The 25,433-nt window shown below is 69.9% G+C and carries 22 protein-coding genes and 1 tRNA gene; 12 read left to right on the plus strand and 11 right to left on the minus strand.

The features are described 5' to 3' along the window. From ACFVYN_RS27010 to ACFVYN_RS27045, 8 genes are all read left to right on the plus strand, one after another. The coding region (locus tag ACFVYN_RS27010) for a carbohydrate ABC transporter permease (RefSeq protein ID WP_390002645.1) at window positions 1-354 on the plus strand (354 nt) is incomplete at its 5' end. Then, window positions 351-1,268, plus strand: a complete 918-nt coding sequence (locus ACFVYN_RS27015; protein ID WP_390002647.1) for a carbohydrate ABC transporter permease — start codon at window positions 351-353, stop codon at window positions 1,266-1,268. The genes ACFVYN_RS27010 and ACFVYN_RS27015, both read left to right, overlap by 4 nt. Window positions 1,269-1,294: 26 nt before the next feature. Beyond that, complete coding sequence (locus ACFVYN_RS27020; RefSeq protein WP_390002649.1) at window positions 1,295-2,608, plus strand: glycoside hydrolase family 36 protein; 1,314 nt, start codon at window positions 1,295-1,297, stop codon at window positions 2,606-2,608. Beyond that, window positions 2,605-4,596, plus strand: coding sequence for a beta-galactosidase (locus ACFVYN_RS27025; protein ID WP_390002652.1), 1,992 nt, complete (start codon window positions 2,605-2,607; stop codon window positions 4,594-4,596). The genes ACFVYN_RS27020 and ACFVYN_RS27025 overlap by 4 nt, the downstream gene beginning before the upstream one ends. A gap of 42 nt (window positions 4,597-4,638) precedes the next feature. Then, window positions 4,639-4,953, plus strand: a complete 315-nt coding sequence (locus tag ACFVYN_RS27030) for a hypothetical protein (RefSeq protein WP_390002653.1) — start codon at window positions 4,639-4,641, stop codon at window positions 4,951-4,953. Between the two features lie 122 nt (window positions 4,954-5,075). Further along, a complete protein-coding gene (locus tag ACFVYN_RS27035; protein WP_390002654.1) occupies window positions 5,076-5,243 on the plus strand; it encodes a hypothetical protein in 168 nt (55 codons plus the stop codon). A 30-nt stretch (window positions 5,244-5,273) separates the two neighbouring features. Further along, a complete protein-coding gene (locus ACFVYN_RS27040) occupies window positions 5,274-5,585 on the plus strand; it encodes a trypco2 family protein (protein ID WP_390002656.1) in 312 nt (103 codons plus the stop codon). Further along, complete coding sequence (locus ACFVYN_RS27045; RefSeq protein WP_390002657.1) at window positions 5,569-9,729, plus strand: trypsin-like peptidase domain-containing protein; 4,161 nt, start codon at window positions 5,569-5,571, stop codon at window positions 9,727-9,729. Before ACFVYN_RS27040 ends, ACFVYN_RS27045 begins: the two co-directional genes overlap by 17 nt. Window positions 9,730-9,830: 101 nt before the next feature. Here ACFVYN_RS27045 and ACFVYN_RS27050 read toward each other — a convergent pair whose 3' ends face one another. The 4 genes from ACFVYN_RS27050 to ACFVYN_RS27065 all read right to left on the minus strand — a co-directional run bounded on the left by ACFVYN_RS27050 (window position 9,831) and on the right by ACFVYN_RS27065 (window position 14,653). Beyond that, complete coding sequence (locus tag ACFVYN_RS27050) at window positions 9,831-11,270, minus strand: GH1 family beta-glucosidase (protein WP_390002660.1); 1,440 nt, start codon at window positions 11,268-11,270, stop codon at window positions 9,831-9,833. 118 nt (window positions 11,271-11,388) lie between these two features. Beyond that, window positions 11,389-12,297, minus strand: a complete 909-nt coding sequence (locus tag ACFVYN_RS27055) for a carbohydrate ABC transporter permease (RefSeq protein WP_390002662.1) — start codon at window positions 12,295-12,297, stop codon at window positions 11,389-11,391. An 11-nt stretch (window positions 12,298-12,308) separates the two neighbouring features. Next, window positions 12,309-13,334, minus strand: coding sequence for a carbohydrate ABC transporter permease (locus tag ACFVYN_RS27060; protein WP_390002789.1), 1,026 nt, complete (start codon window positions 13,332-13,334; stop codon window positions 12,309-12,311). Between the two features lie 5 nt (window positions 13,335-13,339). Further along, on the minus strand, window positions 13,340-14,653 hold the full coding sequence (locus ACFVYN_RS27065; RefSeq protein ID WP_390002664.1) for an ABC transporter substrate-binding protein: 1,314 nt from the start codon (window positions 14,651-14,653) through the stop codon (window positions 13,340-13,342). 355 nt (window positions 14,654-15,008) lie between these two features. Between ACFVYN_RS27065 and ACFVYN_RS27070 the strand changes: the two genes are divergently transcribed. Further along, window positions 15,009-16,349, plus strand: coding sequence for an RNA-guided endonuclease InsQ/TnpB family protein (locus ACFVYN_RS27070; RefSeq protein ID WP_390002666.1), 1,341 nt, complete (start codon window positions 15,009-15,011; stop codon window positions 16,347-16,349). A 98-nt stretch (window positions 16,350-16,447) separates the two neighbouring features. Then, entirely contained in the window at window positions 16,448-17,503 is a 1,056-nt protein-coding gene (locus ACFVYN_RS27075; protein ID WP_390002668.1) for a LacI family DNA-binding transcriptional regulator, read from the plus strand. Window positions 17,504-17,567: 64 nt separating this feature from the next. On the opposite strand, the gene ACFVYN_RS27080 is transcribed toward ACFVYN_RS27075, so the two are convergent. After that, window positions 17,568-18,464, minus strand: a complete 897-nt coding sequence (locus ACFVYN_RS27080; RefSeq protein WP_390002670.1) for an SDR family oxidoreductase — start codon at window positions 18,462-18,464, stop codon at window positions 17,568-17,570. 174 nt (window positions 18,465-18,638) lie between these two features. On the opposite strand from ACFVYN_RS27080, the gene ACFVYN_RS27085 reads away from it, so the two are divergent. Further along, the gene (locus ACFVYN_RS27085) at window positions 18,639-19,517 is read left to right on the plus strand and encodes a LysR family transcriptional regulator (RefSeq protein WP_390002672.1); all 879 of its coding nucleotides are present in this window, start codon (window positions 18,639-18,641) and stop codon (window positions 19,515-19,517) included. Between the two features lie 49 nt (window positions 19,518-19,566). Here the strand turns inward: ACFVYN_RS27085 and ACFVYN_RS27090 are convergent. The 4 genes from ACFVYN_RS27090 to ACFVYN_RS27105 form a co-directional block, all read right to left on the minus strand. Beyond that, window positions 19,567-19,642 (minus strand) — tRNA-His (locus ACFVYN_RS27090). A gap of 76 nt (window positions 19,643-19,718) precedes the next feature. Then, the gene (gene orn, locus ACFVYN_RS27095; RefSeq protein WP_390002675.1) at window positions 19,719-20,321 is read right to left on the minus strand and encodes an oligoribonuclease; all 603 of its coding nucleotides are present in this window, start codon (window positions 20,319-20,321) and stop codon (window positions 19,719-19,721) included. Window positions 20,322-20,438: 117 nt separating this feature from the next. Further along, window positions 20,439-21,665: a GlxA family transcriptional regulator gene (locus ACFVYN_RS27100; RefSeq protein ID WP_390002677.1), complete on the minus strand. Its 1,227-nt coding sequence runs from the start codon at window positions 21,663-21,665 to the stop codon at window positions 20,439-20,441. 386 nt (window positions 21,666-22,051) lie between these two features. Further along, complete coding sequence (locus tag ACFVYN_RS27105; RefSeq protein WP_390002678.1) at window positions 22,052-22,357, minus strand: hypothetical protein; 306 nt, start codon at window positions 22,355-22,357, stop codon at window positions 22,052-22,054. 334 nt (window positions 22,358-22,691) lie between these two features. Here ACFVYN_RS27105 and ACFVYN_RS27110 point away from each other — a divergent pair, with 334 nt between their 5' ends. Next, entirely contained in the window at window positions 22,692-23,219 is a 528-nt protein-coding gene (locus ACFVYN_RS27110; RefSeq protein WP_390002681.1) for a universal stress protein, read from the plus strand. Window positions 23,220-23,298: 79 nt separating this feature from the next. Here the strand turns inward: ACFVYN_RS27110 and glmS are convergent, their stop codons facing one another. Continuing rightward, on the minus strand, window positions 23,299-25,116 hold the full coding sequence (glmS, locus tag ACFVYN_RS27115) for a glutamine--fructose-6-phosphate transaminase (isomerizing) (RefSeq protein ID WP_390002684.1): 1,818 nt from the start codon (window positions 25,114-25,116) through the stop codon (window positions 23,299-23,301). Window positions 25,117-25,129: 13 nt separating this feature from the next. After that, entirely contained in the window at window positions 25,130-25,387 is a 258-nt protein-coding gene (locus ACFVYN_RS27120; RefSeq protein ID WP_020123260.1) for a hypothetical protein, read from the minus strand. Window positions 25,388-25,433: the final 46 nt, after the last annotated feature.

Genomic DNA, 25,433 nt, shown 5'->3' on the forward strand with positions numbered 1-25,433 from the left:
TACCTGGCCGGGCTGAAGGGCGTGGACCCCTCGCTGCGGGAGGCGTCCTCGCTGGACGGCGCGAACGAGTGGCAGACGTTCAAGAACGTCATCTTCCCCACCCTGCGCCCCACCAACACCGTCGTCCTGGTCGTCACCATCATCGAATCCCTGCGCGCCTTCGACCTGGTGTTCGTCTTCAACAAGGGCGCCCAGGGCACCGAGCTGCTGTCGATCCTGATCACCAACAACATCATCGGCGAGTCCAGCCGCATCGGTTACGGCTCGGCGATCGCGGTGGTCCTGCTGGTGATCTCCCTCGCGGTCATCATCCCGTACCTGATCTCGACCTTCCGCAAGGAGCGCAGCGCATGAGCACCCTGAGCGCCGCCGCGCCCACCACCGGTGCACCCGTCACGGACGCCAAGCAGCGCACCCCGCTGCGCCCGGCCCGGATCCTGCTGCACGTCTTCCTGATCGGCACCTCGCTGGCCTGGCTCGCCCCGCTGCTGTGGGCCGTGTTCGCCGCCCTCAGGCCCTACAGCGAGACCAGCGCGAAGGGGTACGTGTCCTGGCCGGACACGCTCAACTTCGACAACTTCAAGAACGCCTTCACGCAGTCCGACATGCTGCACTACTTCGGCAACACGCTGCTGATCGCGGTGCCGGCCGTGCTGGTCACCCTGCTGCTGTCGTCGATGGTCGCCTTCTACGTCTCCCGCTTCGACTTCCGCCTCAACATCGCGCTGCTGCTGGTCTTCACCGCCGGCAACCTGCTGCCCCAGCAGGTCATCATCACCCCGCTGTACCGCATGTACCTGCTCATCGACCTGCCCGGCATCACCATGAGCGGCAAGCTCTACGACTCCGCCCTCGGCCTGGTCCTCATCCATGTGGCGTTCCAGTCGGGGTTCTGCGCCTTCGTGCTCAGCAACTACATGCGGATGCTGCCGCACGAGCTCACCGAGGCCGCCCTCGTCGACGGCGCCTCGGTGTGGCGGATGTACTGGCAGATCGTGCTGCCGCTGTGCAAGCCCGCGATGGCCGCGCTGGGCACGTTGTTGTCCATCTGGATCTACAACGACTTCTTCTGGGCCATCGTGCTGATCTCCACCGGCGAGAACATGCCGATCACCTCGGCCCTGAACAACCTCTCCGGCCAGTACTTCACCGACCCCAACCTCGTCGCCGCCGGCGCCCTCCTCACCGCGATCCCCACCCTGATCGTCTACTTCGTGCTCCAGCGCCAGTTCGTCAGCGGACTGACCCTCGGCGCCAACAAGGGCTGACCGCCCTCATCTGAGAGAGAACCTCCGTGCCCCACCCCTTCACCCCGCTCACCTCCGTGCCCGTGGATCCCGGCAGGGCCCGCGTCCACGAGGAGGGCTGGCAGTCCTGGAGCCCCAGCGGCGCGTACGCGCTCGGCGACAAGCCGTACCGCCCGACGAACGACAACTGGGCGACGGTCTGCTACCGGCCGGGCGCCACCGTCCCCGAAGGCACCTTCCAGGGCGAGGGCCTGCTGGCGCTCGACCCGGGCGACGGCTCGCCGGTACGGCTGTGGGCGGCGACGGACCCGCTGCACGAGGTCCCGTCGATCCGCCTGGTCGCCGAAGGCTCCGTGGCGGAGATCTCCGCCGACGGTGCGGTGAAGGAGTTCACGGGGACCGGCATCCAGTCGGTGCTGGCCGAGTGGGCCGCCGGACTCGGGGTCGAGGCCCCCCGCCCGGCGCCCACCGTCTGGTGCTCCTGGTACGAGTACTTCACCGGCGTCACCGAGGACGACATCCACGAGAACCTCCGTGCGATGGACACCCTCGACCTGCCCGTCGACGTCGTACAGATCGACGACGGCTACCAGAAGGCCCTCGGCGACTGGCTCACCCTCTCCGGCCGCTTCCGCTCCCGCGCGGGCATCGCCGACGCGATCCGGGCGCGGGGCCGTCGCGCCGGCATCTGGACGGCCCCCTTCCTGGTCGACCCGGCCAGTGACCTGGCCGCCGAGCACCCCGACTGGCTGGTCCAGGACCTCGACGGAGGCTTCCTGCACGCCGGCCGCAACTGGGGCCACGACCTGTACGTCCTGGACACCACCCACCCCGAGGCGGCGCAGTACCTGGCGTCGGTCTTCCGGACCCTGGTGTCCGAGGGCTACGACTACTTCAAGGTCGACTTCCTGTACGCGGGGGCGCTGGAAGGCGTACGGCATTCCAGCGCGGACGCGCTCACGGCCTATCGGGACGGCATCCGGCTGATCCGCGAGGCGATCGGTTCCGAGGCGTACCTGCTGGGCTGCGGAGCGCCGATCCTGCCCTCCATCGGCCTGTTCGACGCGATGCGGGTCAGCCCCGACACGGCCCCGCACCGGCGCCCCGAGGCGGACGACTACAGCCAGCCGGGCCAGGACCCGGCCGAGTTCACCGGCGTCGGCCGCCAGTGGCAGCACGGCCGGCTCTGGGTCAACGACCCCGACTGCCTGATGGCCCGCCCGGCCGTGGAGACCCGCGAGCGCTGGGCGGCCCACGTGGAGGCGGTGGGCGGTCTGATGGCCTCCAGCGACCGCCTGTTGTCCCTGGACCCGTGGGGCGTGGAGACAACACGCCGCCTTCTCACCGGAGTTGACCGATGATCCCCGAGGGCATCGCCTACGGCGGCGACTACAACCCCGAGCAGTGGCCCGAGGAGGTGTGGGCCGAGGACGTACGCCTCATGCGCGAGGCGGGCGTGAACATGGTCAGCGTCAACATCTTCGCGTGGGCGCTCCTGGAACCCCGCGAGGGCCAGTACGACTTCTCGCGCCTCGACAAGATCCTCGCCCTGCTCCACGAAAACGGCATCGCCGCCGACCTGGCGACACCGACCGCGGCCCCGCCGGCCTGGTTCTTCCGCGAGCACCCGGAGGCACTGCCGGTCGACAAGGACGGCAGGAGACTGTCGTACGGCAGCCGCCAGACGTTCTGCCCCTCCAGCCCCGCCTACCGCGAGGCCGCCCTGCGGATCGCCCGGGTGCTCGGGGAGCGGTACGCCGACCACCCGGCCGTGGTGATGTGGCACATCCACAACGAGTACGGCTGCCACAACGCGGAGTGCTACTGCGAGACGAGCGCGGAGGCGTTCCGGGACTGGCTGCGATCCCGGTACGAAGACCTGGACGCCCTCAACCACGCCTGGGGCACGACCTTCTGGAGCCAGTGGTACTACGACTGGGACGAGATCATCCCGCCCCGCGCCACCGGTGCCGTGCCCAACCCGACCCACCAGCTGGACTGGCGGCGCTTCTGCAGCGACGCACTGCTGTCGCTGTACAAGGCGGAGCGCGAGGTGCTGCGGGAGGCCGCGCCCTCGGTGCCGGCCACCACCAACTTCATGGTGATGTTCGCCTTCGACGCGCTGGACTACTGGCGGTGGGCGCCGGAGCTGGACATCGTCTCCAACGACCACTACCTGCGCTCCACCGACCCGGAGTCACAGGTCGACATCGCGCTCAGCGGCGATCTGGTCCGCTCGCTGGCGGGCGGCCCGTGGCTGCTGATGGAGCACTCGACGGGCGCGGTGAACTGGCAGCCGGTCAACAGGGCCAAGGGTCCAGGTGAGTTGCGCCGCAACGCTCTGGGGCACGTCGCCCGAGGCGCCGACGGCATCGCCTACTTCCAGTGGCGGGCCGCGAAGGCGGGCGCCGAACAGTGGCACTCCGCGATGCTCCCGCACACCGGCACCGACAGCCAGATCTGGCGTGACGTGGTGGCGTTGGGCGCGGACCTGAAGGCGCTGGCGGAGGTACGCGGCAGCACCAGCCCCGCCTCGGTCGCCGTCGTCTGGGACTGGAACGCCCGCTGGGCCCTCGAACTCCCCTCCCAGCCCAGCGAGTCGGTCCGCTACCTGGACATGGTCCGCTCCTGGTACGAGCCGCTGTGGCGCTCCGGCGTGGCGGTGGACTTCGTGCATCCGTCGGCGGACCTGTCGGCGTACCGCCTCGTCCTCGCCCCCGCCCTCTACCTCGTCGACGACGAGGGCGCGGAGAACCTGACCGGCTTCGCGTCGGGCGGCGGCACTCTGGTGGTCGGCTTCCACAGCGGGGCCGTCGACGCCAACTGTCATATCCGCCTGGGCGGTTACCCGGGCGCCTTCCGCGAGGCACTCGGCGTCGGCACGGACGAACTGTTCCCGTTGCTGCCCGGCGAGACGGTGACCCTCGACGGCGGCGGTACGGCGTCCCTGTGGACGGAGCGGGTCCGCCTGGCCGGCGCGGACGCGGTGGCGTCGTACGGCGACGGCCCCCTGCCCGGCGTCCCCGCGGTGACCCGGCACACCTACGGCGAGGGCGTGGCCTGGTACCTGGCCACCCACCCGGACCCCGACACCCTCGCCGCCCTGCTGGACCGCATCCGCACCGAGGCGGGCGTGGAGCCGGTGCGCCGGACACCCGAGGGGGTCGAGGCGGTGCTGCGCCGGGGCGAGGACGCGGACTACCTCTTCCTGATCAACCACGGTGACCGGCAGGCCGAGGTAGAGGTCTCGGCCGAAGCCACGGACCTGCTCTCGGGCAAGCCGGCCGAGGACGGCAAGGTGACCATCCCGGCGGGAGACGTCGTGGTGGTCAGGGAGTCACGCGGATGAATGCTCAGGGCCGGATTCCTATTCTTTGATGATCCAGCCCTCATGAGCGACACCTCGTACGGCATCGGCGAAGGGCCTGCCACCCGGGTGAGCCCTTCCCTCCCGGAGGGGACGGCCGAGGCGATCCGTCAACGGGTCGGCAAGCGCGAGTTCTCCGCCTTCCTCACGGAGGCCGTGAAGCGTGAGCTGCGCGGCCGGCTCCTCGATGAGTACCTGGCGGACTACGAGCACCGCAAGGGTCCGATCTCCGAGCAGGAACAGGAGCGGGCCCGGCGCGTCTTCGACGAGGTCTTCGCCGAGGGGGGCAGCGGCCCGCCGCAAGCTGAGCCACGAAGGCACACTCGTTCTTGGCTGTGAGGCCTTTCGAAGCCTGTCGGCGAATCGGAGCCGGTCGCGGCCCCGGTCGCCGAAGCGCGCGAGCGCGGCATGGAAGTGGTGATCAGCGCGCTCACCGTCATCGAGGCCGGCCATCGACGGACGTGTACGCGATCGATGCCGTCATCGCGGAGATGGCGCTGCGCCGGCGTCGGCCGGTGGTCAGGCTCACCTGTGATGTCGACGGCATGTCCAAGCTCTGCGGGGAGCAGGTGCGCCTTGTCGTCGTACAGCTCGTGCTCGCAGCCGGTGCGCGGATCGGAGACTTGTAGCATCTGAGCAGCACCGCGCAAGGGGGACCCGTGATCGAACTGGCCGACATGATCCGAGAGCTGCGGGAGCAGCTGACGACCGCTCTCGCGGACGCGGACGGCAGGATGCTCCGCTTCGAGTTGGGCCCTGTGGAGGTAGAGGCGTCCGTCGCCGTCACCCGGGAGTCGGGCGGGGACGCGAAGGTGAAGCTGTGGGTCGTCGACGCCGGGGCGAGCGGCACGTACGGGCATGCCGAGACACAGCGGATCACGCTGACGCTCACCCCCAAGGTCGTGGCGCCGGGCGGGGGTTCGGCGGGGACGGCTCTGATCACGGGTGACGAGGTTGACGACGAGATCTGAGCGGGGGCTGCGGCCGGAACGGGCCGCGGAGATCATCGTCGGACCGCCCGGCGGGCGCCGCCGTGGCTCGGGCTACCTCGTCGGCAACGGACGGGTGCTCACGGCCGCGCACGTCGTGGCGGGCGCCGACCGTATCCAGGTCCGTTTCCAGGCGGCCCGGCCGGAGGAGCTGATCGTCCACGCGACCGTCTCCTGGACGCACGACGGCATCGACGTCGCCGTCCTGACACTTCACGGCTTCATGGACGATGAGATCCCGCCCGTTTCCTACGGCGGACTCGGTGACCACGACGCGGTGCTCGTCTGCACGGCCATGGGGTTCCCTCGTTTCAAGCTCCGCACGGACGCGGCAGGTCGGCGCTTCCGGGACGCCGAACACATCGACGCGCGGTGCGCCGTGCTGGCCAACCGGCGCGAGGGCACCCTGGACCTGAGGATTGCCGCACCGCCCACCGAGGACCCGGATCCCGACAGAGACGCGTGGGAGGGGATGTCCGGCGCGGCCGTCTTCAGCGGCGGTCACCTGGTCGGTGTTGTCAGTCGGCATCACCGCAGAGAGGGGACGGGGCGGATCGCGGCGGGGCGGGTGGACCGGTGGGCGGAAGCTCTGGGCATGACAGAGCTGGCGGTTCTGTCACGGTTACTGGAAGCGGACCTCAGCAGGCTGCCGTCCCCGGTGCCGGGTGGCCGCCGTGGCCTCGTGCAGGAGATCTACCGTGCCCAACTCGCGGACATCGGACCGGAGTTGCTGGAGGAGCGCGAGGAAGATCTGGCGGATCTGGTCACTTTCTGCGGCGGGTCGGAGCCGTATCTCTGGCTCCAGGGCAGGCCGTGGGCAGGCAAGACAGCCCTCGCCGCATGGTTCGCACTGCATCCGCCGCGCGGGATCGTGCCGGTGTGTTTCTTCATCACCGCGCGGTACGCCGGCCAGTCCGACGGCGACGCCTACACGGCGGCGGTCATCGACCAACTCGCGGCGATCGCGGGTCGTGAACCGGTCACGACGGGGTCGGCGGTGGCCAGGGACGGTGAGCGCCGGCTGCTGCTGAAACAGGCGGCAGAACGGGTCGCCGAGGACGGCGGCACGCTGCTGCTGGTCGTCGACGGCCTGGACGAGGACCAGTCCCGGGTGCCGGGTGGTACGGGCACGAGCATCGCCTCACTGCTGCCAGAGCGTCTCCCGCCGAACGTCCGGGTTCTGGTGACGAGTCGGCCGAGCCCCGGCATCCCCTCGGATGTCGGCGGGGCACATCCGCTGCGTCACTGTCCGGTTGTGCGGCTCGCCACCTCGGCAGCGGCCCGCCACACCGAGCACGAGGCCAAGTACGACCTTCAACGGGCGCTGGCCGGAGACCGGTTGGAGCGGGACGTGGTCGGTCTGCTCACGGCCGCTCGGGGCACTCTCACGGTGGACGATCTGCGCGAACTGACGGGCGAACCGAACTACGAGCTGCGCCACAGACTCGGCAGCGTCTTCGGTCGCATCCTGCGGCTGCGCGGCGGCGGCTTCGAGAGCTCCGGCGACGGCGACGTGACGCTGTACACGACCAACCGTGGTTACCTCTTCGCCCACGAGACGCTCCTCGTCGCCGCCCAGACCGAACTCGGGCCGGACGTGGAGGCGTACTGGGAGCGGTTGCACGTATGGGCGCGCACGTACGAGGCCCGGGGCTGGCCCGAGGACACCCCGCTGTATCTGCTTCAGCCGTACGGCCGCATCGTCGCGTTCCTCCAGGATGCCGACCGGGTCACCGCGCTCGCCATGGACCCCCGGCGGCGGGATCGACTCCGGGAGGCCACGGGCAGCGACGCGGCCTGCCTCGCGGAGATCGCGGCGGCCAGAGAGACGGTGCTGCGGGTCACGCCGGACGACTTGGGGGCGCTGGGGTCGCTCGCGGCGGTCGGGGACTTGGTGGCGCGGCGCAACGAGTCGCTGCATCCGGACATTCCGGCGGTGTACGCGCGGCTCGGCCGGGTGCGGCAGGCGATCGGTCTGGCGCACAGTGTCTTCCGGCCCGAGCACCGGGCCCGTGCGGTGATCGGGGTGGCCCGCGTCCTGGCGGAAGCCGGGGACGGACGGGCGATGGGACTGGCGGAGGAAGGGGTGCGGCTGACGGAGCGGGATCGGACAGGGCCGACCGCCGGATTTCTCGACACCGTCGCCGCGGCGACGCAGGGCACCCGTGCGATCGCGCTGGTGCTGGCGGGCCGAGAGGAAGAGGCCGCACGCGGATTCGTCGAAGGGCCCCGACCGCAGGACGGTCCGGTTGCCAAAGCCTTCGTGGAGTCCCTCGTCAGGGCAGCGGCTGTGTTCCAGAACCGGGAAGGCGCGTCCGATCTGCTCCGGCTGGCGGAGAAATCCGCCCTGCAGATCGCATTTCTTCCGGATCGCATTCGCGTTCTGGCAGGTGTCGCCGAGGGGTGGTCGGCGAGCGGTTTCCCAGAGGCCGTGGCGCGCATCCGCGACCTCGTGGGCAGGCTCGCCCGGCACGGTGACGCGACAGACTTCGAGAACATGTACGCAGTCGCCGCCGAGTCGCTGCGCGATCTGCTCCCCGACGAGGCCGAACGGCTGACCTCACTTGCCGCGAACAAGCTGCGCAGTGGCGAACACGGCGAACACGGCGAACACGCGGACCGGGAAAAGGCGACGTGTGGCGACGTCTGGACTCTCGTCGCCCTGGGCCGGATGACAGATGCCCACCGGCTCGCGGACGCCCTCGGCGACCCCGGCAGGCTACGCGTACGACGGGTCACCTGGTCGGGGATCGCCGAGGGCTGGGCTCGCAGGGGTGTGACCACCGACGCGTGGGCAGCTCGCGAAGCGGCCAGGCAAACGGGTCTCAGCGACGGCGACATCGACGACTCCACCCGGCGGGTCGTCACACTCCTGGCGAGAGCCGGTGCCGCCGAGCAGTTGGTGGCCATGCTGCTCGCCCAGGACTACCCGTCATTCGACGACCCGTCATGGTGGGAGACGGCCGAGGTGCTCGCCGCGCTCGCCGACCATCTCGCCGTCGACGATCCGGAGCGCTCGCTGCAACTCCTCCACCTGGCGGAGCACGGTCCGCGGACAGCGGCCGTACAGACCCCTGGAGTCGACCAGGAACACCTTGCCGCCCTTGCGGGTGCCCTCGCCACCGCGGGGCGGGCCGACGAGGCCGAGCGACTCGTGTCGGCTCTCGCCGAGCCCCAGGTACGTGCCTGGGGCCTCGCCACCGTGTCCCTCGCCGTCGTGGACACCGACCCCGACCGAGCACTGCGCCTCGCCGAGCGTGCCGCCGACCTGTTTCACGAGGTCGACGAGGGATGGGGACTTGGCTCGACCACGGTCTTCACCCTCCAGGCACTCGGATGGGCCGGTGCGGTCGAAACCGTTCAGGACGTCCTCGGGCAACTCGCGCGGCAGGACAGGATTTCACGATGGCACGACCGGCTGGAAGGTCGCACCGAGGCCGCCGCGGGTCTGTGGCCGCACGACGCCGAGCTGGCGGGCCGCCTGCTGGACGACGGGCTCCGTGACCTGCGCGGTGATCCCGTGATCCCGGTCGCGGCGCTGCTGGTCGCCGTCGGGGGCCACGACGTCGAACGTGCTGCGCGCCTCAGACGACTCCTGGACCTGCGGGACGAGCACTACGACGGAAATGAGCGGAGCAGGAGAGCGGTTCTGCTCAGCCTGTTGACTGTCGCAGCCGACGGCACTGCCGCCGCCCGGCGCCGGCTCGACGATGTGGTGGCGGAGGTCGAACGGACGCTGTGGCCCGACAGCCAGGCACTGGGCGGAGCAGCCCTGGCCTATGCCGCGCTCGGGGACCACGAGGCGGCCCGGACCACGGCCCGGCGCGCGGAGGGCGCGAAGACCCTCGCCGACCTCGCGGCGTACGCGTCAATGCTGCCCGGCGGCCGCGTCCCGGTCCCACTGGTCCCGTCCCGCTTCACCCTCCTCACCCGCCGCCTGGCCTCCCTCCTCCACCCGTCTCCCACCGGTCCGGACCTCCACCGGGCTCGTTCCCTCCTCAAGGAGGCCCTCACCCCGGACGGCTGGCCCCACGCGCTCCCCGTGCTCGCCGCCCTGGACCCCGTCGCCGTCCTCCGGATCCGGGCCGTCGTCTTCGCGCACCTGGGGTTGGAACCTGAGGTGTGACAGGGACAGCGCCGGGGCGCGGCACCCCCCTCGGATGCCGCGCCCCTTCCCCCGTCCCCCGTCCCCCGTCCCCCGTCCCCCGTCCCCCGTCTTCGCAGTGGCTACTGGATGCTGTGGACCTCCGGGAGTGCGCCCGTGCGGGCCGCCCGGCCGTACCAGAGGGCGCTGGACTTGGGTGTCCGTTCCAGCGTGGTGTAGTCGACGTAGACCGCGCCGAAGCGCTTCTCGTAGCCGTAGGCCCACTCGAAGTTGTCCAGCAGGGACCACAGGTAGTAGCCGCGGACGTCCGCGCCGTCGGCGATCGCGCGGCGGACCGCGGCGAGGTGGCCGTGCAGGTAGGCGATCCGGTCGGGGTCGTGGACACGGCCGTCGGGGTCGGGCTTGTCGTCGTAGGCCGCGCCGTTCTCCGTGATGTACAGCGGCAGACCCGGCGCCTCGCGCGTGTAGCGCATGATCAGGTCGTGCAGGCCCGTCGGGTCGATCGTCCAGCCCATCTCCGTGCGCTCGCCGGGGGTCTGGTGGAACGTGACGTCGTCCGCTCCGGGCCACGGCGAGTGCGCGCTGCTGCCGTGTCCGTCGGCGCGCGGCGCGCTGCTCTCCGCGTCGGCGGCCGAGACCAGCGCGGGCGTGTAGTAGTTGAGGCCCAGCGCGTCCAGGGGCTGGTTGATCAGGGCGAGATCGCCGTCCTCGACGAACGACCAGTCCGTGATCAGCTCCGTCGCCGTGAACAGCGTCTGCGGATACGCGCCGTGCAGGATCGGCCCGTGGAAGACCCCGTTGGCCAGGTCGTCGATCTTCTGCGCCGCCGCCAGGTCCGCCGCGTCCTGCGAGAAGGGCCGCACGACCGAGGAGTTGAGGCTGAGCGCCACCGAGTTGCGGGCCGGCATCGACGCGCGCAGGGCCGAAGTGCCCAGTCCGTGCGCGAGGTTGAGCGTGTGGGCCGCCTTCAGGGAGGCCGCGGGGTCCGTACGGCCCGGCGCGTGCACCCCGGAGGCGTAGCCCAGGAAGGCCGCGCACCAGGGCTCGTTGAGGGTGATCCACTGCTCGACCCGGTCGCCGAGCGCCTCCCCGACGATCTGCGCGTACTCGGCGAAGCGGTACGCGGTGTCGCGCTCCGGCCAGCCGCCCGCGTCCTCCAGCTCCTGGGGCAGGTCCCAGTGGTACAGGGTCACGGCCGGCTTGATGCCGTGCGCGAGGAGCTCGTCCACCAGCCGGCGGTAGAAGTCCAGACCCCGCTGGACCGCGGGACCGCGGCCGGTCGGCTGCACCCGGGACCAGGAGATCGAGAAGCGGTACGCCGTCAGGCCCAGGTCGGCCATGAGCGCCACGTCGTCGCGGTAGCGGTGGTAGTGGTCGACAGCGATGTCACCGTGCTCGCCGCCCGCGGTCTTGCCCGGCGTGTGGCTGAAGGTGTCCCAGATGGAGGGCGTACGGCCGTCCTCCCGCACCGCCCCCTCGATCTGGTAGGCGGAGGTCGCGGCTCCCCACAGGAAGGCGGGGGGAAAGGTCACCGGGGTCACCGGCGTTTCGGACTCAAGCATGGAAGCGCTCCCATAAGAGGTCGTGAGACCTACTGGTAGAGGGGGAGGGGAGGGGAGGGGGAGGGCCGAGGCGACGGTGCCCCGGCCCCCTGAAGCGAGATCCCCAAGACGTACGAGGTCAGCCCTTGACGGCACCCTGCATGATGCCGCCCACGATCTGCTTGCCGAAGATCGCGAAGACCAGCAGCAGCGGCAGCGTGCCCAGCAGCGCGCCCGCCATGATCAGGGACTGGTCCGGCGTGTAGCCGCGGCCGAGCTGTGCCACCGCGACCTGCACAGTCGGGTTGCCGTTCTGGGTCAGCACCAGGAACGGCCACAGGAAGTCGTTCCACGTCTGCACGAACATCAGCATGCCGAGGACGGCCATCGCCGGCCGGGCGGCGGGGAACACGACGTGCCACACCACCCGCCAGCTGCTCGCACCGTCCACCCGGGCCGCCTCGATGATCTCGTCCGGCAGCGCCTGGATCAGGTACTGCCGCATGAAGAACACCCCGAACGCGCTCACCAGCGACGGGAGGATCACCGCCTGGAGCTGGTCCGTCCAGTCGAGCTTCGCGACCATCATGTACAGCGGGATGACGCTCAGCTGCGGCGGCACCATCATCGTGCCGATGACGATCAGCATCATCGCGCCGCGGCCCCGGAAGCGCAGCTTGGCGAAGGCGAACCCGGCGATCGTGGACAGGAAGACGATGGTCAGCGCCGACACACCGGCCACGAACGTGGTGTTGATGAACGCCTCGCCCAGGTTGGCGTCGTTCCAGGCGATGTCGAGATTGTGGAAGAGGTTGCCGCCGAACCAGAACGGCGGCGGGGTCTGCGCCAGCCGCTGGTTGTCGCGCGAGGCGGCGATCGCCGTCCACACCAGCGGCAACAGCGAGCCGATGGTGAACAGGGCGAGGATGACGTACGCGATGGGCCCCGCGTGCATCTGCCCGCCCGCACGCGCCGACTTGGGCCGGCGTACGCGCTTCGGGGGCTGGGGATCCGCGTCCGCCGCGGGTTTCGTCAGGGTCGTCGTCACGGCCGGTCTCCTTAACTACTGGCGCGCAGCCGGCGCGAGATGACGTAATTGATGATCCCGATCAGGATGAGGATCAGGAACATCGTCCAGGCGATCGCGGAGGCGCGGCCCAGGTGCATGTTCACCCAGCCCTGCTCGTACAGATACAGCCCGAGCGTCTGGAACTGGTGCTCTGCGCCGCCGGACGCGCCCTTGTTGGCGTCGAACAGCAGCGGCTCGCCGAACACCTGGCTCGCCCCGATCGTCGAGACGACGACGGTGAACAGGATCGTCGGCCGCAGCGAGGGCAGGGTGACATGGAGGAACTGCTTCCAGCGGCTGGCCCCGTCCAGGGCCGCCGATTCGTACAGGTCCTGCGGGATCGCCTGCATCGCCGCCAGGTAGATCAGCGCGTTGTAGCCGGTCCAGCGCCAGATGACGATCGACGAGACGGCTATCTGCGAGGCCCACTTGTCGTTCTGCCAGTCGATGGCGTCGACACCGACGAAGTGCAGCGCCCAGTTGATCATGCCGTAGTCGCGGCCGAAGAGCAGCACGAACACCAGCGAGGCGGCGGCGATCGAGGTCGCGTACGGCGCGAGCATCACGACCCGGTAGAAGGTCGACGCGCGCAGCTTGTAGTTGAGGATGTGCGCCAGGCCCATCGCCATCGCCAGCTGCGGGACGGTGGAGATGATGCCGATGGTCAGGGTGTTCTTCGCCGCGTTCCAGAAGAAGTCGTCGTCGAAGATCCGGGTGTAGTTGCGCATGCCGGCCCACTGCATGTCGGTGGGATCGGTCAGTTCCACCGTGTGCAGCGAGGCCCAGCCCGTGTAGATCAGCGGGAACAGGCCGAACGCGAGGAACAGCACGAAGAACGGCGAGACGAAGGCGTACGGGCTCCAGCGCATGTCCCGCTGCCAGCGGCGGGACAGCCGCGCCCGGCGCCGCTGGTCCTTGCCGTCGGGGTCGTTGGGTACGGCGTCCGCGGGCGGGCGGCCCGGGGCCGCGCCCCCCTCCTTGAGGGGGAGCGCGGCGGTGTCGTGCCGGGTGGCCATACCGGTCACTTCTCCAGGTTGTTGTCGATGGTCTTGGTGGCCGTCTCCCAGGCTTCCTTGGCCGACTTGCCCTTCGTGACGAGGATGACGCCGTTGTCGGTCAGACCCTGCTGGATGATCTGGTCCTTCGGGCCGATCACCTGCGTCGGGATGGCCTTGGCGGCCTCGGCGAAGATCTTGCCGATGGGCGCGTCACCGGTCATCGTGTTCTTCGCGTCGGTGACCAGGGGCAGGTCGTAGGCGGCGGACGAGCTCGGGAAGCTGCCCTGCACGCTGAAGAGCTTGGCCTGCTGCTCCGGCGCGGTCAGCCAGGTGATCAGCTTCTCCGCCTCCTTCACGTGCTTGCCGCTCTTGGGCACGGACAGGAAGGTGCCGCCCCAGTTGCCGGACTTGGGCGCGGCGGCCACGTCCCACTTGCCGGCGGACTCGGGTGCCGACTTGCCCTTGAGGTAGCCGAGCATCCACGGCGGGCAGGCGATCGCGGCGAACTTGCTCTTGGCGATCGTCGTGTCCCAGGCCGCCTGGAACTGCGTCTGCTTTCCGACCAGCCCGTCCTTGGCGGCCTTCGCGGTCAGGTCGAAGGCGTTCTTGATGGCCGGGTTCGACTTGTAGATGACCTTGCCGGAGGCGTCGTAGTACTTGTCCTTCTCACTGCTGACGATCGCGTTGAGCAGACCGCCGGGCGAGTCCATGAAGGTGGTGCCCTCGGGGGCCTTCTTCTTGTAGTTCTCGCCGGCGTTGACGAGCTTGTTCCAGTCGCCCGCCCACAGCTTGCCGACCTCCTCGCGGTCGGTGGGGAGACCGGCCTGCTGGAAGAGGTCCTTGCGGTAGCAGATCGCCATCGGGCCGATGTCGGTGCCGAGGCCGATGGTCTGGCCGTCCTTGGTGGTGGCCTGCTGCCACTTCCAGTCCACCCACTTGCTCTTGTCCACCCCGGCCACCTTGGACATGTCCACCAGCTTCTCCGCGTTGGTGGAGACGACCTCGGCGATGTTGCCGACCTCGATGGCCTGTATGTCCAGGAGGCCGCTGTTGGTGGTGAGGTGGTTGACGAGAGACGGGTAGTAGTTCTCGTTCCGCTCGACCACGTTCTCCTGGATCTTGATGTCCGGGTGGAGCTTCTCGTACTCCTTGTAGAGCCCGGCCTCCTTGAAGCCCTGGGTGCCGAAGAGACCGAGGGTGATCGTGGTCTTGCCGCCGCCGTCCGACGAACCACCGTCGTTGCCGTCGTCGGCACAGCCGGCCAGCAGCCCGGCGCCCAGCGACGCGACGGCCGCGAGGACCACCACCCTGCGGTGGGTTCGGGTACGTGCTCGCATTGCGTCCTCCTGTTGCCCTGACGTGCCGACCCCCCGGCCAACTGCGTTGTTGGGCCCGTTACTTGACTGCTGCGGCTCGGGCGGGGAACGTGCGGGATGTTTATGTGTCAGGTACCGTGGGAGCGCTCCCACTCGTGATGTGTTGAAGGTTCGCGGGTTGGAGCGAGGGTGTCAAGGGAGCGTGCAGGGCGATATCGCTTTGAGATGTTTCCTTCGCTGGGCCGGGTCTTTGGCCGCTGCGGAGGGTGGCGCCGTCGAAGCGGACGGACGGGGACTGTGCGGTGGCGATCACTCATTCGAGGGAGGCTGATCTGTTCTCATGCGACGTGGTCGTGGCGCCGATAGCTTCCTTGTCGTGAAGCCGGTCGTGCAGGTCAAACTCCTGCCGACGCCTGTTCAGGCGGCGGCTCTCGAGACGATCCTGCGCGCCTGCAACGAAGCCGCCTCATGGGTGGCCGAGGTGGCGTTCGAGAGCTCGGTGTACAAGAACTTCACACTGCGCAAACACTGCTACGCGGAGCTCAAGAGCCGGTGGGGATTGGGCGCGCAGGCCGCCCAGCACGTGATCAAGAAGACGGCCGACGCATACACAGTTCTGCATGCAAACCTGAACGCACACAGTCCCGGCAAGAGAAACCCGAAGCGGAAGCCGAGGGATGCGAAGCGTCCCCTCGCGTTCCGTCCGGAATCTGCGCAACCTTACGACGACCGCATGCTCTCCTGGCAGACGGAAGCGCGCACCGTCTCCGTGTGGACGACGCGTGGCAGGCTCAAGGACGTCGCCTTCGTTTGCGGTCCTGAGCAACTCGCCACACTGTCCCGGTACCGCAGGGGCGAGTCGGACCTGGTGCACCGCGACAATGCCTGGTTCCCGCTGGCCACGTGCGAAGTACCGGAAGCGGCGCTCAAAGACAGCCCTGTGAACTTCCTCGGAGTCGACCTGGGGATCGTGAACATCGCTACCACCAGTGACGGCGAGATCATGTCCGGGCGTCGGCTCAACCGCTCACGGGCCCGTGACCGCGCGCTGCGGAGGAAGCTTCAGGAGAAGGGCACCAAGTCCGCCAAACGACGCGCGCAGCGTCGACGCCGGAAGGAGGCGCGGCGGACTCGGGACATCAATCACAAGATCGCGAAACATGTGGTGGCCGAGGCTGGGGGCACCTCCCTCGCCCTTAAGGCAGTGGGGGAGCACCGGTCGTGGATTGCCCTGGAGGATCTGACGGGCATCCGCGAGCGGGTACGGCTTCGTAAGCCCCAACGGGCCACGCTCCACTCTTGGGCCTTCGCCCAGTTGGGGAGGTTCATCGCGTACAAGGCCCGCCGGGCGGGTGTGCCAGTGGTGCACGTCGATCCGGCGTACACCTCGCGCACCTGCGCCGAGTGCGGCCACGTGGACAAGGCGAACCGCGTCTCCCAGGCGTGGTTCGCGTGCCGGTCCTGCGGATTCGTTGATCACGCGGACCGGAACAGCTCCCGCAACATCCGCGCCCGTGCGTGGGAGTTGTGGCGAAGAGGGGCTCGGTCAGTGGCCCCTGCCGGCCCCGGACGGGGGCGGCTGAACGCGGGCGAAGCATCACCGCCAGTGGTGCCCGCAACGCAAGCTTTGCCGCGCAAGCGGCGGGCGGCTGACTTATCAGCCCGTTACCGGCCCACCGAGGCTGTCAGCGTTGGGGGGCAGGCCGATCAGGTCTGAGCGGGGCACGGTGGAGGTAGCCCCCGCGGCAGTCACGTCCACGCGCGGGACTGTTAAATTCCAGGCCAGCTGAGAGAAACGTCGGGAAGGCGGGGCCCATGGCAAGCCACGGAGCGCGGAGTCGAAGCGGTGGCCGGCCCACCCTCGAAGAGGTCGCCGCGCGCGCCGGCGTGGGCCGGGGCACCGTTTCCCGGGTGATCAACGGTTCGCCCCGGGTCAGCGACGCGACCCGGGCGGCGGTCGAGGCGGCGGTGGCGGAGCTCGGGTACGTCCCGAACACGGCCGCGCGCGCCCTGGCGGCCAACCGCACGGACGCGATCGCGCTGGTCGTGCCCGAACCGGAGACCCGGTTCTTCGCGGAGCCGTACTTCTCGGACATGCTCAAGGGCGTCGGCGCGGAGATCTCGGAGACCGAGATGCAGCTCCTGCTGATCTTCGCGGGCAGCGACCGCGAACGCCGCCGACTGGCCCAGTACCTGGCCGCACACCGGGTCGACGGCGTCCTGCTGGTGTCGGTCCACGCCGACGACCCGCTCCCCGACCTGCTGGCCCAGCTGGAGATCCCGGCGGTGATCAGCGGCCCGCGCTCGGCCGCGGAAACCCTCCCCTCCGTGGACTCCGACAACTACGGCGGCGGCCGCTCGGCGGTGGAGCACCTGCTGGCCGGCGGCCGCCGCGCGATCGCGCACATCACCGGCCGCCTCGACGTGTACGGCGCCCAGCGGCGCGTCGACGGCTACCGGGACGCGCTGCACGACGCGGGCCATGAGGTGGACGAGCGGCTGATCGAGCCCGGCGACTTCACCGAGGAGGGCGGCCGCCGGGCGATGACGAAGCTGCTGGCCCGCCGCCCCGACCTGGACGCGGTCTTCGCCGGGTCGGACGTCATGGCGGCCGGCGCCCGCCAGGTCCTGCGCGAGGAGGGCCGGAGCATCCCCTCGGACGTGGCCCTGATCGGCTACGACGACTCGGCCATAGCGCGCCACATGGACCCGCCCCTCACCAGCGTCCGCCAGCCCATCGAGGAGATGGGCCGCCACATGATCGACCTCCTCCTCACGGAGATCGCCGACCGCCGCCCGGCCGTTTCCCGGGGACTGGAACGCAGGCAGGTCGTCCTGGCCACGGAACTGGTGGAGCGGGCGTCGTCCTGACCCCCTGCCCTGCTGGAGGCGGAGGGGGCTCAGGAGGCTGCCCCCCTGCTGGACGCGGAGAGCCTCAGGCCGTCCTGAAGTAGTGGCCGGACTTCAGGTCCGGGATCAGGGCGGGGTGTTCCGGCCGCCAGCCGAGCAGCTTTCGTGTGAGCGCGCTCGAGGCCCCGATGTCGACGGCGGCGAAGTGGCCGAGCCAGCCGAAGTGGTCCGTCGCCTCCTCGGGGGCCACGCTCGTGACCGGCACATCGAGTCCCCGCCCGATCGTCTCGGCGATCTCGCGGAACGGCACCGCCTCGTCGCCGATCGCGTGCAGCCGTACGCCCGCCGGCGCCGCCTCGAGTGCCAGCCGGAACAGCCGGGCCGCGTCGAGCCGGTGGACGGCGGCCCAGTGGTTGGAGCCGTCGCCCACCATGGCCGAGACGCCCTTGCCGCGCGCGAAGTCGATGAACATGGGCACGAAGCCCGTGTCGCCCTCGCCGTGCACACTCGGGGGAAGCCTGAGCACCGACGAACTCACCCCGCGCTCGGCGAGCGCGAGCGTCGCGGGCTCCGAGGCGTACCGGTGCTTGCCGGGGGAGTCCGGGTCGGCCGGGTCCTCCTCGGTGCCGATGCGCCCCGGCGTGGTCAGCAGTCCCGAGGTGACCACGAAGGGCTTGCCGGTGCCTTCGAGCACCTCGCCGATGGCCTCGATGGCCTTCAGATCAGCCTCTCCCGAGGCGATCAGGTCGGTGAAGTCGTGGATGAACGCCAGGTGGGCGACCCCGTCGGCCGCCTCGGCGCCCCGGCGCAGACTGTCGAGGTCGGTCAGGTCCCCGCGATGCACCTCCGCTCCCAAGGCCTTCAGCGCCTGGACGGACCGCTCCGACCGGGCCAGGCCCACGACCTCGTGCCCGGCGCCGAGCAGCTCACGGGTGACGGCGGAACCGACGAATCCGGTCGCACCGGTGACAAATACACGCATGATAATCCTTCGCTGTGACGAGTGACCTCTTCAGAGGTGCCTCCTCAGCGTGCGGAGGCGGGGCCGCAGCAGTCCAAAGCCTGTTTCGCATGGCGTAATACGGATCAGGCATCACCGCAGCTCACAGCGGCTAGAGGCGAGAGACAGCACTGCATCTGGTCGTACGCTTCAGGCATGACCGACCTCGACCTCCGGCTGGTCCGGTACTTCACGGCCGTCGCCGAGCACCGGCACTTCGGGCGGGCCGCCGACGCGCTGCACATCACGCAGCCGTCGCTGAGCCGGCAGATCCGCCGCCTCGAGCAGCAGTTGGGCGCGCGGTTGCTGCTGGAGCGCACCCCACAGGGGAGCCGGCTCACCGAGGCGGGGGAGGTCTTCCTGCCCCGGGCCAAGGCACTGCTGCGATCGGCGGCCCAGGCGGCGAGCCTTGCCCGGGCGGCCGCAGAGCCGAGCCGGATCACCGTGGGGTACACGGCGGGGCTCATCGTCACCCCGGCGGTGCGCGCCCTGCGCGAGCGCTTCCCGGACGCCGACGTCAGGACCGCGCACGTCGACTGGACCGAGCGGACGACGGTCCTGCCCGAGCTCAGGGTCGACGTCCTGGTGACCCGGCTGCCCTTCCCGACCGACGGGGCGCAGGTGACGGTCCTCTACGACGAGCCCCGGGCGCTGGTGCTCCCGGTCGGCCACCGTCTCGCGGGCAAGGAGTCCGTCACCCTCGACGACATCGCCGACGAGCCGCTGGTCCGGGTGTCCGACCCGGTGTGGAACGCGTACTGGCGCATCGACCCCCGCCCGGACGGCCGCCCGGCACCCGACGGGCCCCTGGCCCCCGCCCTGGAGGACAAGTTCGAACTCGTGGCCTCCGGACAGGCCCTGGCCATCACGGCGTTGCCTCGCGCCGGCACGCTCCGCCCCGATGTCACCGCGGTCCCGCTGCACGGTGTCGAGCCGGCCCATGTGGTGCTCGCGACCCGCGCTGAGGAGCGGAGCCGGCTGGTCGTGGCCTTCCGCAAGGCCGCACGGGCCCTTCTCAAGGCGTCCGGTTCCTGAAACGACCTCAGCCGGTGACCTTGTCTCCAAGGTCACCGGCTGAGGTGAATGGGGTGAGTGACGGGACTTGAACCCGCGACTTCCTGGACCACAACCAGGTGCTCTACCAGCTGAGCTACACCCACCATGTTCGGCTGTCCTGGTTTCCCTGACCGGCCGAGAAAAAGTGTACAGGGTCCGAAGGGGTGCTCGCGCACGCCTTTACTGCGAGGGCAGCACGTGCTTCGCGGCGATCGACTTCGCGGTGTCGGAGTCGGGTCCGGGCTGCGGGACGAAGATCGCCTCGCGGTAGTAGCGCAGCTCCACGATGGACTCGCGGATGTCGGCGAGGGCGCGGTGGTTGCCGTTCTTGTCCGGGCTGTTGAAGTAGGCCCGCGGGTACCAGCGCCGGGCGAGCTCCTTGACGGAGCTGACGTCCACGATCCGGTAGTGGAGGTAGTCCTCCAGGGTGGGCATGTCCCGGAGCAGGAAACCGCGGTCGGTGCCGACCGAGTTGCCGCACAGCGGGGCCTTGCCGGGTTCCTTGACGTGCTCGCGGACGTAGGAGAGGACCTGCTCCTCGGCGTCGGCGAGGGTCGTGCCGCCGGACAGCTCCTCGAGCAGCCCGGACGCGGTGTGCATCTGACGCACCACCTCCGGCATCGTCTCCAGCGCCTGGTCCGGCGGGCGGATGACGATGTCCACACCGTCGCCGAGCACATTGAGCTCGGAGTCGGTGACGAGGGCGGCAACCTCGATGAGCGCGTCGTCGGACAGCGAGAGGCCGGTCATCTCGCAGTCGATCCACACCATGCGATCGTTCATGCGAACACCCTACGGCTGACGTCTGTGTTTGTGGTCCCCGCGTCGGCGCCCCGCATCGGTGCCGGGCGCCCGGGAACGCCGGGCGGGCCTTCGCAGGCCGCGCCCGGCGTCAGGAATTCACGTGCCGCTGCGCTGCCCCGGCAGGCTCGCCCGGCCGCCGCCGACGTACAGCTCGCGGCCGTTCTCGGAGTGCGGACCCGCGGGGGCCGGGGTGCGGCGGGCCTGGAGCGGCACCGGACCGCTCTCCGGGTGCAGCTGCACCGGCGGGTTGGGCGCGGGACCCGTCGGGCCCACCGAGCCGTCGCTGTCCACGGGCTTGTCGCCCTGCGGACGGCGGGCCCGGTACGCGGCCCGGTAGGCGGCCGGGGACGAGCCCAGCTGCCGCCGGAAGTGCCCGCGCAGCGCCACCGGCGAGCGGAAGCCGCAGCGCCCCGCGACCTCGTCCACCGAGTAGTCCGACGTCTCGAGCAGCCGCTGCGCCTGCAGCACCCGCTGGGTGATCAGCCACTGCAGCGGAGCCGAACCCGTCAGCGAGCGGAACCGGCGGTCGAACGTACGACGGCTCATGTACGCTCGCGCCGCCAGCGTCTCCACGTCGAACTGCTCGTGGAGGTGCTCCAGCGCCCAGGCGACGACCTCGGCGAGCGGGTCGGCGCCGATCTCCTCCGGCAACGACCTGTCGAGGTAGCGCTCCTGACCGCCCGAGCGGCGCGGCGGGACCACCAGGCGGCGGGCCAGCGCGCCGGCCGCCTCGTTGCCGTGGTCCGTCCGCACGATGTGGAGACAGAGGTCGATTCCGGCCGCGGTACCGGCCGAGGTCAGTACGTCGCCGTCGTCCACGAAGAGTTCTCGTGGATCCACGTGCACCGACGGATAGCGTTTGGCCAGCGTCGGCGCGTACATCCAGTGTGTCGTCGCGGGCCGGCCGTCCAGCAGGCCCGCCGCCGCCAGCACGAAGGCGCCGGTGCACAGGCCGACTATGCGGGCGCCTTCCTCGTGCGCCCGGCGCAGCGCGTCGAGCGCGTCCTCCGGCGGCGGTGAAGTGATCGAGCGCCAGGCCGGTACGACGACCGTGCCCGCACGTGAGATCGCTTCCAGGCCATGCGGTGCGGTGAGTTCCAGGCCCCCTGTGGTCCGCAGTGGGCCTTCCTCGCCGCCGCAGACCAGTAGGCGGTATCGCGGTACGCCGGCGTCCTGGCGGTCAATCCCGAACACCGACAAAGGTATGGAACTCTCGAAGATGGGGCCGCCGCTGAACAGCAGCACCGCGACGATCTCCTTGCGGCGTCGCCCGGAAAGTTTCCGGGCCGCGGCTTCCGGCGCGGCGGCGGAGTCGTGGCTCATACTGCTAAGCCCCCCTCGGTGGTCGCGGCGCCCCTAACTTGTCGGGCATGTCGCTCCAGCACGTTTCCCCTCGGTCCTGCACGAGTCCCCCGCCGTAAGACGTCAAGATCGAATCTACTGTGTCCCGTCGTGCCGGCGTGACCAGTTCGTCATCCGGCATATTGTCGACATGGCAACTTGGCGTAAAGCATTCGATCACGAAGCGTTGCACTCGTGGGCCCTGCAGGGAAGTGCGCCTTGTGGCAGTGGCTAATCCACGTAGGGTGCGCAGGTCCCCGGAGACCCTGTCCGTGCAGGTGGAACGGGGGTTGGGGGGTGGTCGGACCAAGGGACACGCCCAACGCGGAAGTTGGCTGAAAAGAATCGTCGGGGTGCATGGAAACCGGTCAGCCGCCCGGTGTCGTTCCCCCGGTGTGACGACCGCCTCGGCGGGCCCCGGCGCCGCTCCTGTGATGACGGCCGCGGCGGGGCTCGCGCTCCTCGGCGTGCAGTCGGGCCGCGCCGCGCTCCGACTGGCGCAGGAGGATACGGCAGACGGCTGTGACGGCGGCGAGACCGAGGGCGGTGCCCGTCGCGCCGGCCAGTGAGGTGCCGTACCAGACGAGCACCACGGGGACGACGACGCAGCTGAAGGCCGCCCAGCGGACCACGTCCGTGGTCGAATCGTCGGAGGGCGGTCGGTGTCCGGTCATCGCGTGCTCCCTGTGGCGTCTCCCCGCGGCGTGGCTCACGGGTTCAACGCCTGTTCGACCCTTCGGTCACTGTGTCGAGGGGCCGTCCGGGGTCCGGGCCGGCCACGGTGGCGTGAATCCTGTGCAAACCGCCTGTACAGCGCAGCAACCATTGCGTTACGGGCGCCCCCTCGTGCATGCTCCCTGGAACCCCCACGGACGGTGTGCGGGCTCTGGGCGAAGGAGGCTTCGCGCCGTACCCTTGGGGGTATGGGGTTGGGAAGATGATTCCCGGACACAGCTCCGCCGCACACTGTCGTCCCTCCCACACAAGGATCACAACGCCGAGACAGCCATGGCCGGTCACGAATTCTTCGAACACGCGGACCGCAAGCGGCCCGTCGCCGACCCCACGGCGGCCGAGCCCCTGGCGGCGGAAGAGCCACGCCACTCCTGCGACCCCGCCTTCAAGCACGGCGTAGTGGTCGGCTTCGACGGCTCCACATCCAGCGAGCGCGCCCTCGCGTACGCGATCGGCATGGCCCATCGCTCCGGCTCGGGCCTGATCATCGTGCATGTCGCCAACCGGCTGCCCACCACCGTGTGGGCCGGCTGCGAGCCACCGGTCTTCGTCGACGTGCCGGACCACCGCACCGAGGTGCTCGGCCTGGAGCTCGCCTGTGCGGACTACCTGTCCGAGGTCCCCTGGATCCTCGTCGAGCGCGGCGGGGACATCTGCCACGAACTCGAGGAGGTCGGGCGGGAGTACGAGGCGGACGCGATCGTCGTCGGCTCCACCCACGGCCTCGTCGGGCGCATCTTCGGCTCGGTCGCGGGGCGGCTCGCCAAGCGGGCGAAGCGGCCCGTCATCGTGATCCCGTAACGCCTTTCGCGTAGAGACGGACCCCCCGTGCCTGGTGGTGGCACGGGGGGTCCGTCCTCGTTGTGGGGGTGTGCGGCTGCTACTCGACGGTCACCGACTTCGCGAGGTTCCTGGGCTTGTCGATGTCCCGGCCGAGGGCAAGTGCCGTGTGGTAGGCGAGGAGTTGGAGCGGGATGCCCATCAGGATGGGGTCCAGTTCGTCCTCGTTCTTGGGGACCACGATCGTCTCGTCGGCCTTCTCCTGGTGCTGGTGGGCGACCGCGAGGATCCTGCCGCTGCGGGCCTTGATCTCCTCCAGTGCGGCGCGGTTCTTCTCCAGGAGGTCGTCGTCGGGGACGATCGCCACCGTGGGCAGGGCCGGCTCGATCAGGGCCAGCGGGCCGTGCTTGAGCTCGGAGGCGGGGTAGGCCTCGGCGTGGATGTAGGAGACCTCCTTGAGCTTCAGGGAGGCCTCGCGGGCCACCGGGTAGCCCCGCACCCGGCCGATGAAGAGCATCGAGCGGGCGTCGGCGTACTGCTCGGCCAGCTTCTTGATGTGCTCCTCCTGCTCCAGCATCTCGGTGATCTGGGCGGGCAGCCTGCGCAGGCCCTCGATGATCCGCTTGCCGTCGCGGACGGACAGGTCACGGGTGCGGCCGAGGTGCAGGGCGAGCAGGGCGAAGGCCACCGTGGTGTTGGTGAAGCACTTCGTGGAGACCACGCAGACCTCGGGGCCCGCGTGCACGTAGATGCCGCCGTCCGCCTCGCGGGCGATCGCGGAGCCCACCACGTTCACGACACCGAGCACCCGCGCGCCCTTGCGCTTGAGCTCCTGGACGGCCGCGAGGACGTCGTAGGTCTCACCGGACTGGGAGACGGCGATGTAGAGGGTGTCGGGGTCGACGACCGCGTTGCGGTAGCGGAACTCGGAGGCCGGCTCGGCGTCCGCGGGGATACGGGCCAGCTCCTCGATCATCTGGGCGCCGATCATGCCGGCGTGGTACGAGGTGCCGCAGCCGAGGATCTTCACGCGGCGGATCTGCCGGGCCTCGCGGGCGTCCAGGTTGAGGCCGCCGAGGTGCACGGTGGAGAAGCGGTCGTCGATGCGGCCGCGCAGCACGCGGTCCACGGCGTCGGCCTGCTCGTGGATCTCCTTGTGCATGTAGGTGTCGTGGCCGCCCATGTCGTAGGAGGCGGCCTCCCACTCGACGGTGGTGGGCTCCGCCGTCGTGCGGGTGCCCTCCGTGGTGTAGGTGCGGAAGTCGTCGGCCTTGAGGGTGGCCATCTCGCCGTCGTCCAGCGTGACGATCTGCCGGGTGTGGGCGACCAGCGCGGCGATGTCCGAGGCGACGAACATCTCCTTCTCGCCGATGCCGAGGACGACCGGGGAGCCGTTGCGGGCGACGACGATGCGGTCCGGGAAGTCGGCGTGCATCACGGCGATGCCGTAGGTGCCCTCGATCACCCGCAGGGTGTCGCGGACCTTGTCCTCCAGCTTCTCCGCCTGGGAGCGCGCGATGAGGTGGACGAGGACCTCGGTGTCGGTCTCGGAGAGGAACTCGACGCCGTCCGCCTCCAGCTTGCGGCGCAGGTCGGAGGCGTTGTCGATGATGCCGTTGTGGACGACGGCGACCTTGCCCCCGGCGTCCAGGTGCGGGTGGGCGTTCACGTCGGAGGGGGCGCCGTGGGTGGCCCAGCGGGTGTGGGCGATGCCGGTCGTGCCCTTGAAGCGGGCCGGGACCTTCGCCTCCAGGTCACGCACCCGGCCCTTGGCCTTGACCATCTTCAGCCCGGCCGTCTTCGGCGAACTGACGACGATGCCCGCCGAGTCGTAGCCGCGGTATTCGAGGCGCTGCAGGCCCTCCAGGAGCAGCGGGGCGACATCACGCTTTCCGATGTATCCGACAATTCCGCACATATAGCTGTGTCCCCTAGCCGTAGACCATGCGGCGCAGCTGCCTCAGCGTCAGCTCGGGCGGCGCCACCGCGCGGTATTTCAGATCCGCCTCGATCCGTCCGAAGATCTCCGCGTTCACCAGGCCCTGCGCCTGGAGTTCGCGGTGGCGGCGACGGACGTAGTCCTCGGTCGTCTCGTCGAAGAAGGCGAGCACGTCCTGGATCACGCGCAGTGCCTCGCCCCGGCTGAGGGGCGTGGACCGCGTCAGATGATCAACAAGTTCGTCGTGCACCCGGTAGATCCTGGGGGACCGGAAGCTGTTTCGCAAGAATCCTGCC

Origin of the sequence: Streptomyces sp. NPDC058307 (genome assembly GCF_042880295.1) — a bacterium.
GTDB lineage: Bacteria > Actinomycetota > Actinomycetes > Streptomycetales > Streptomycetaceae > Streptomyces.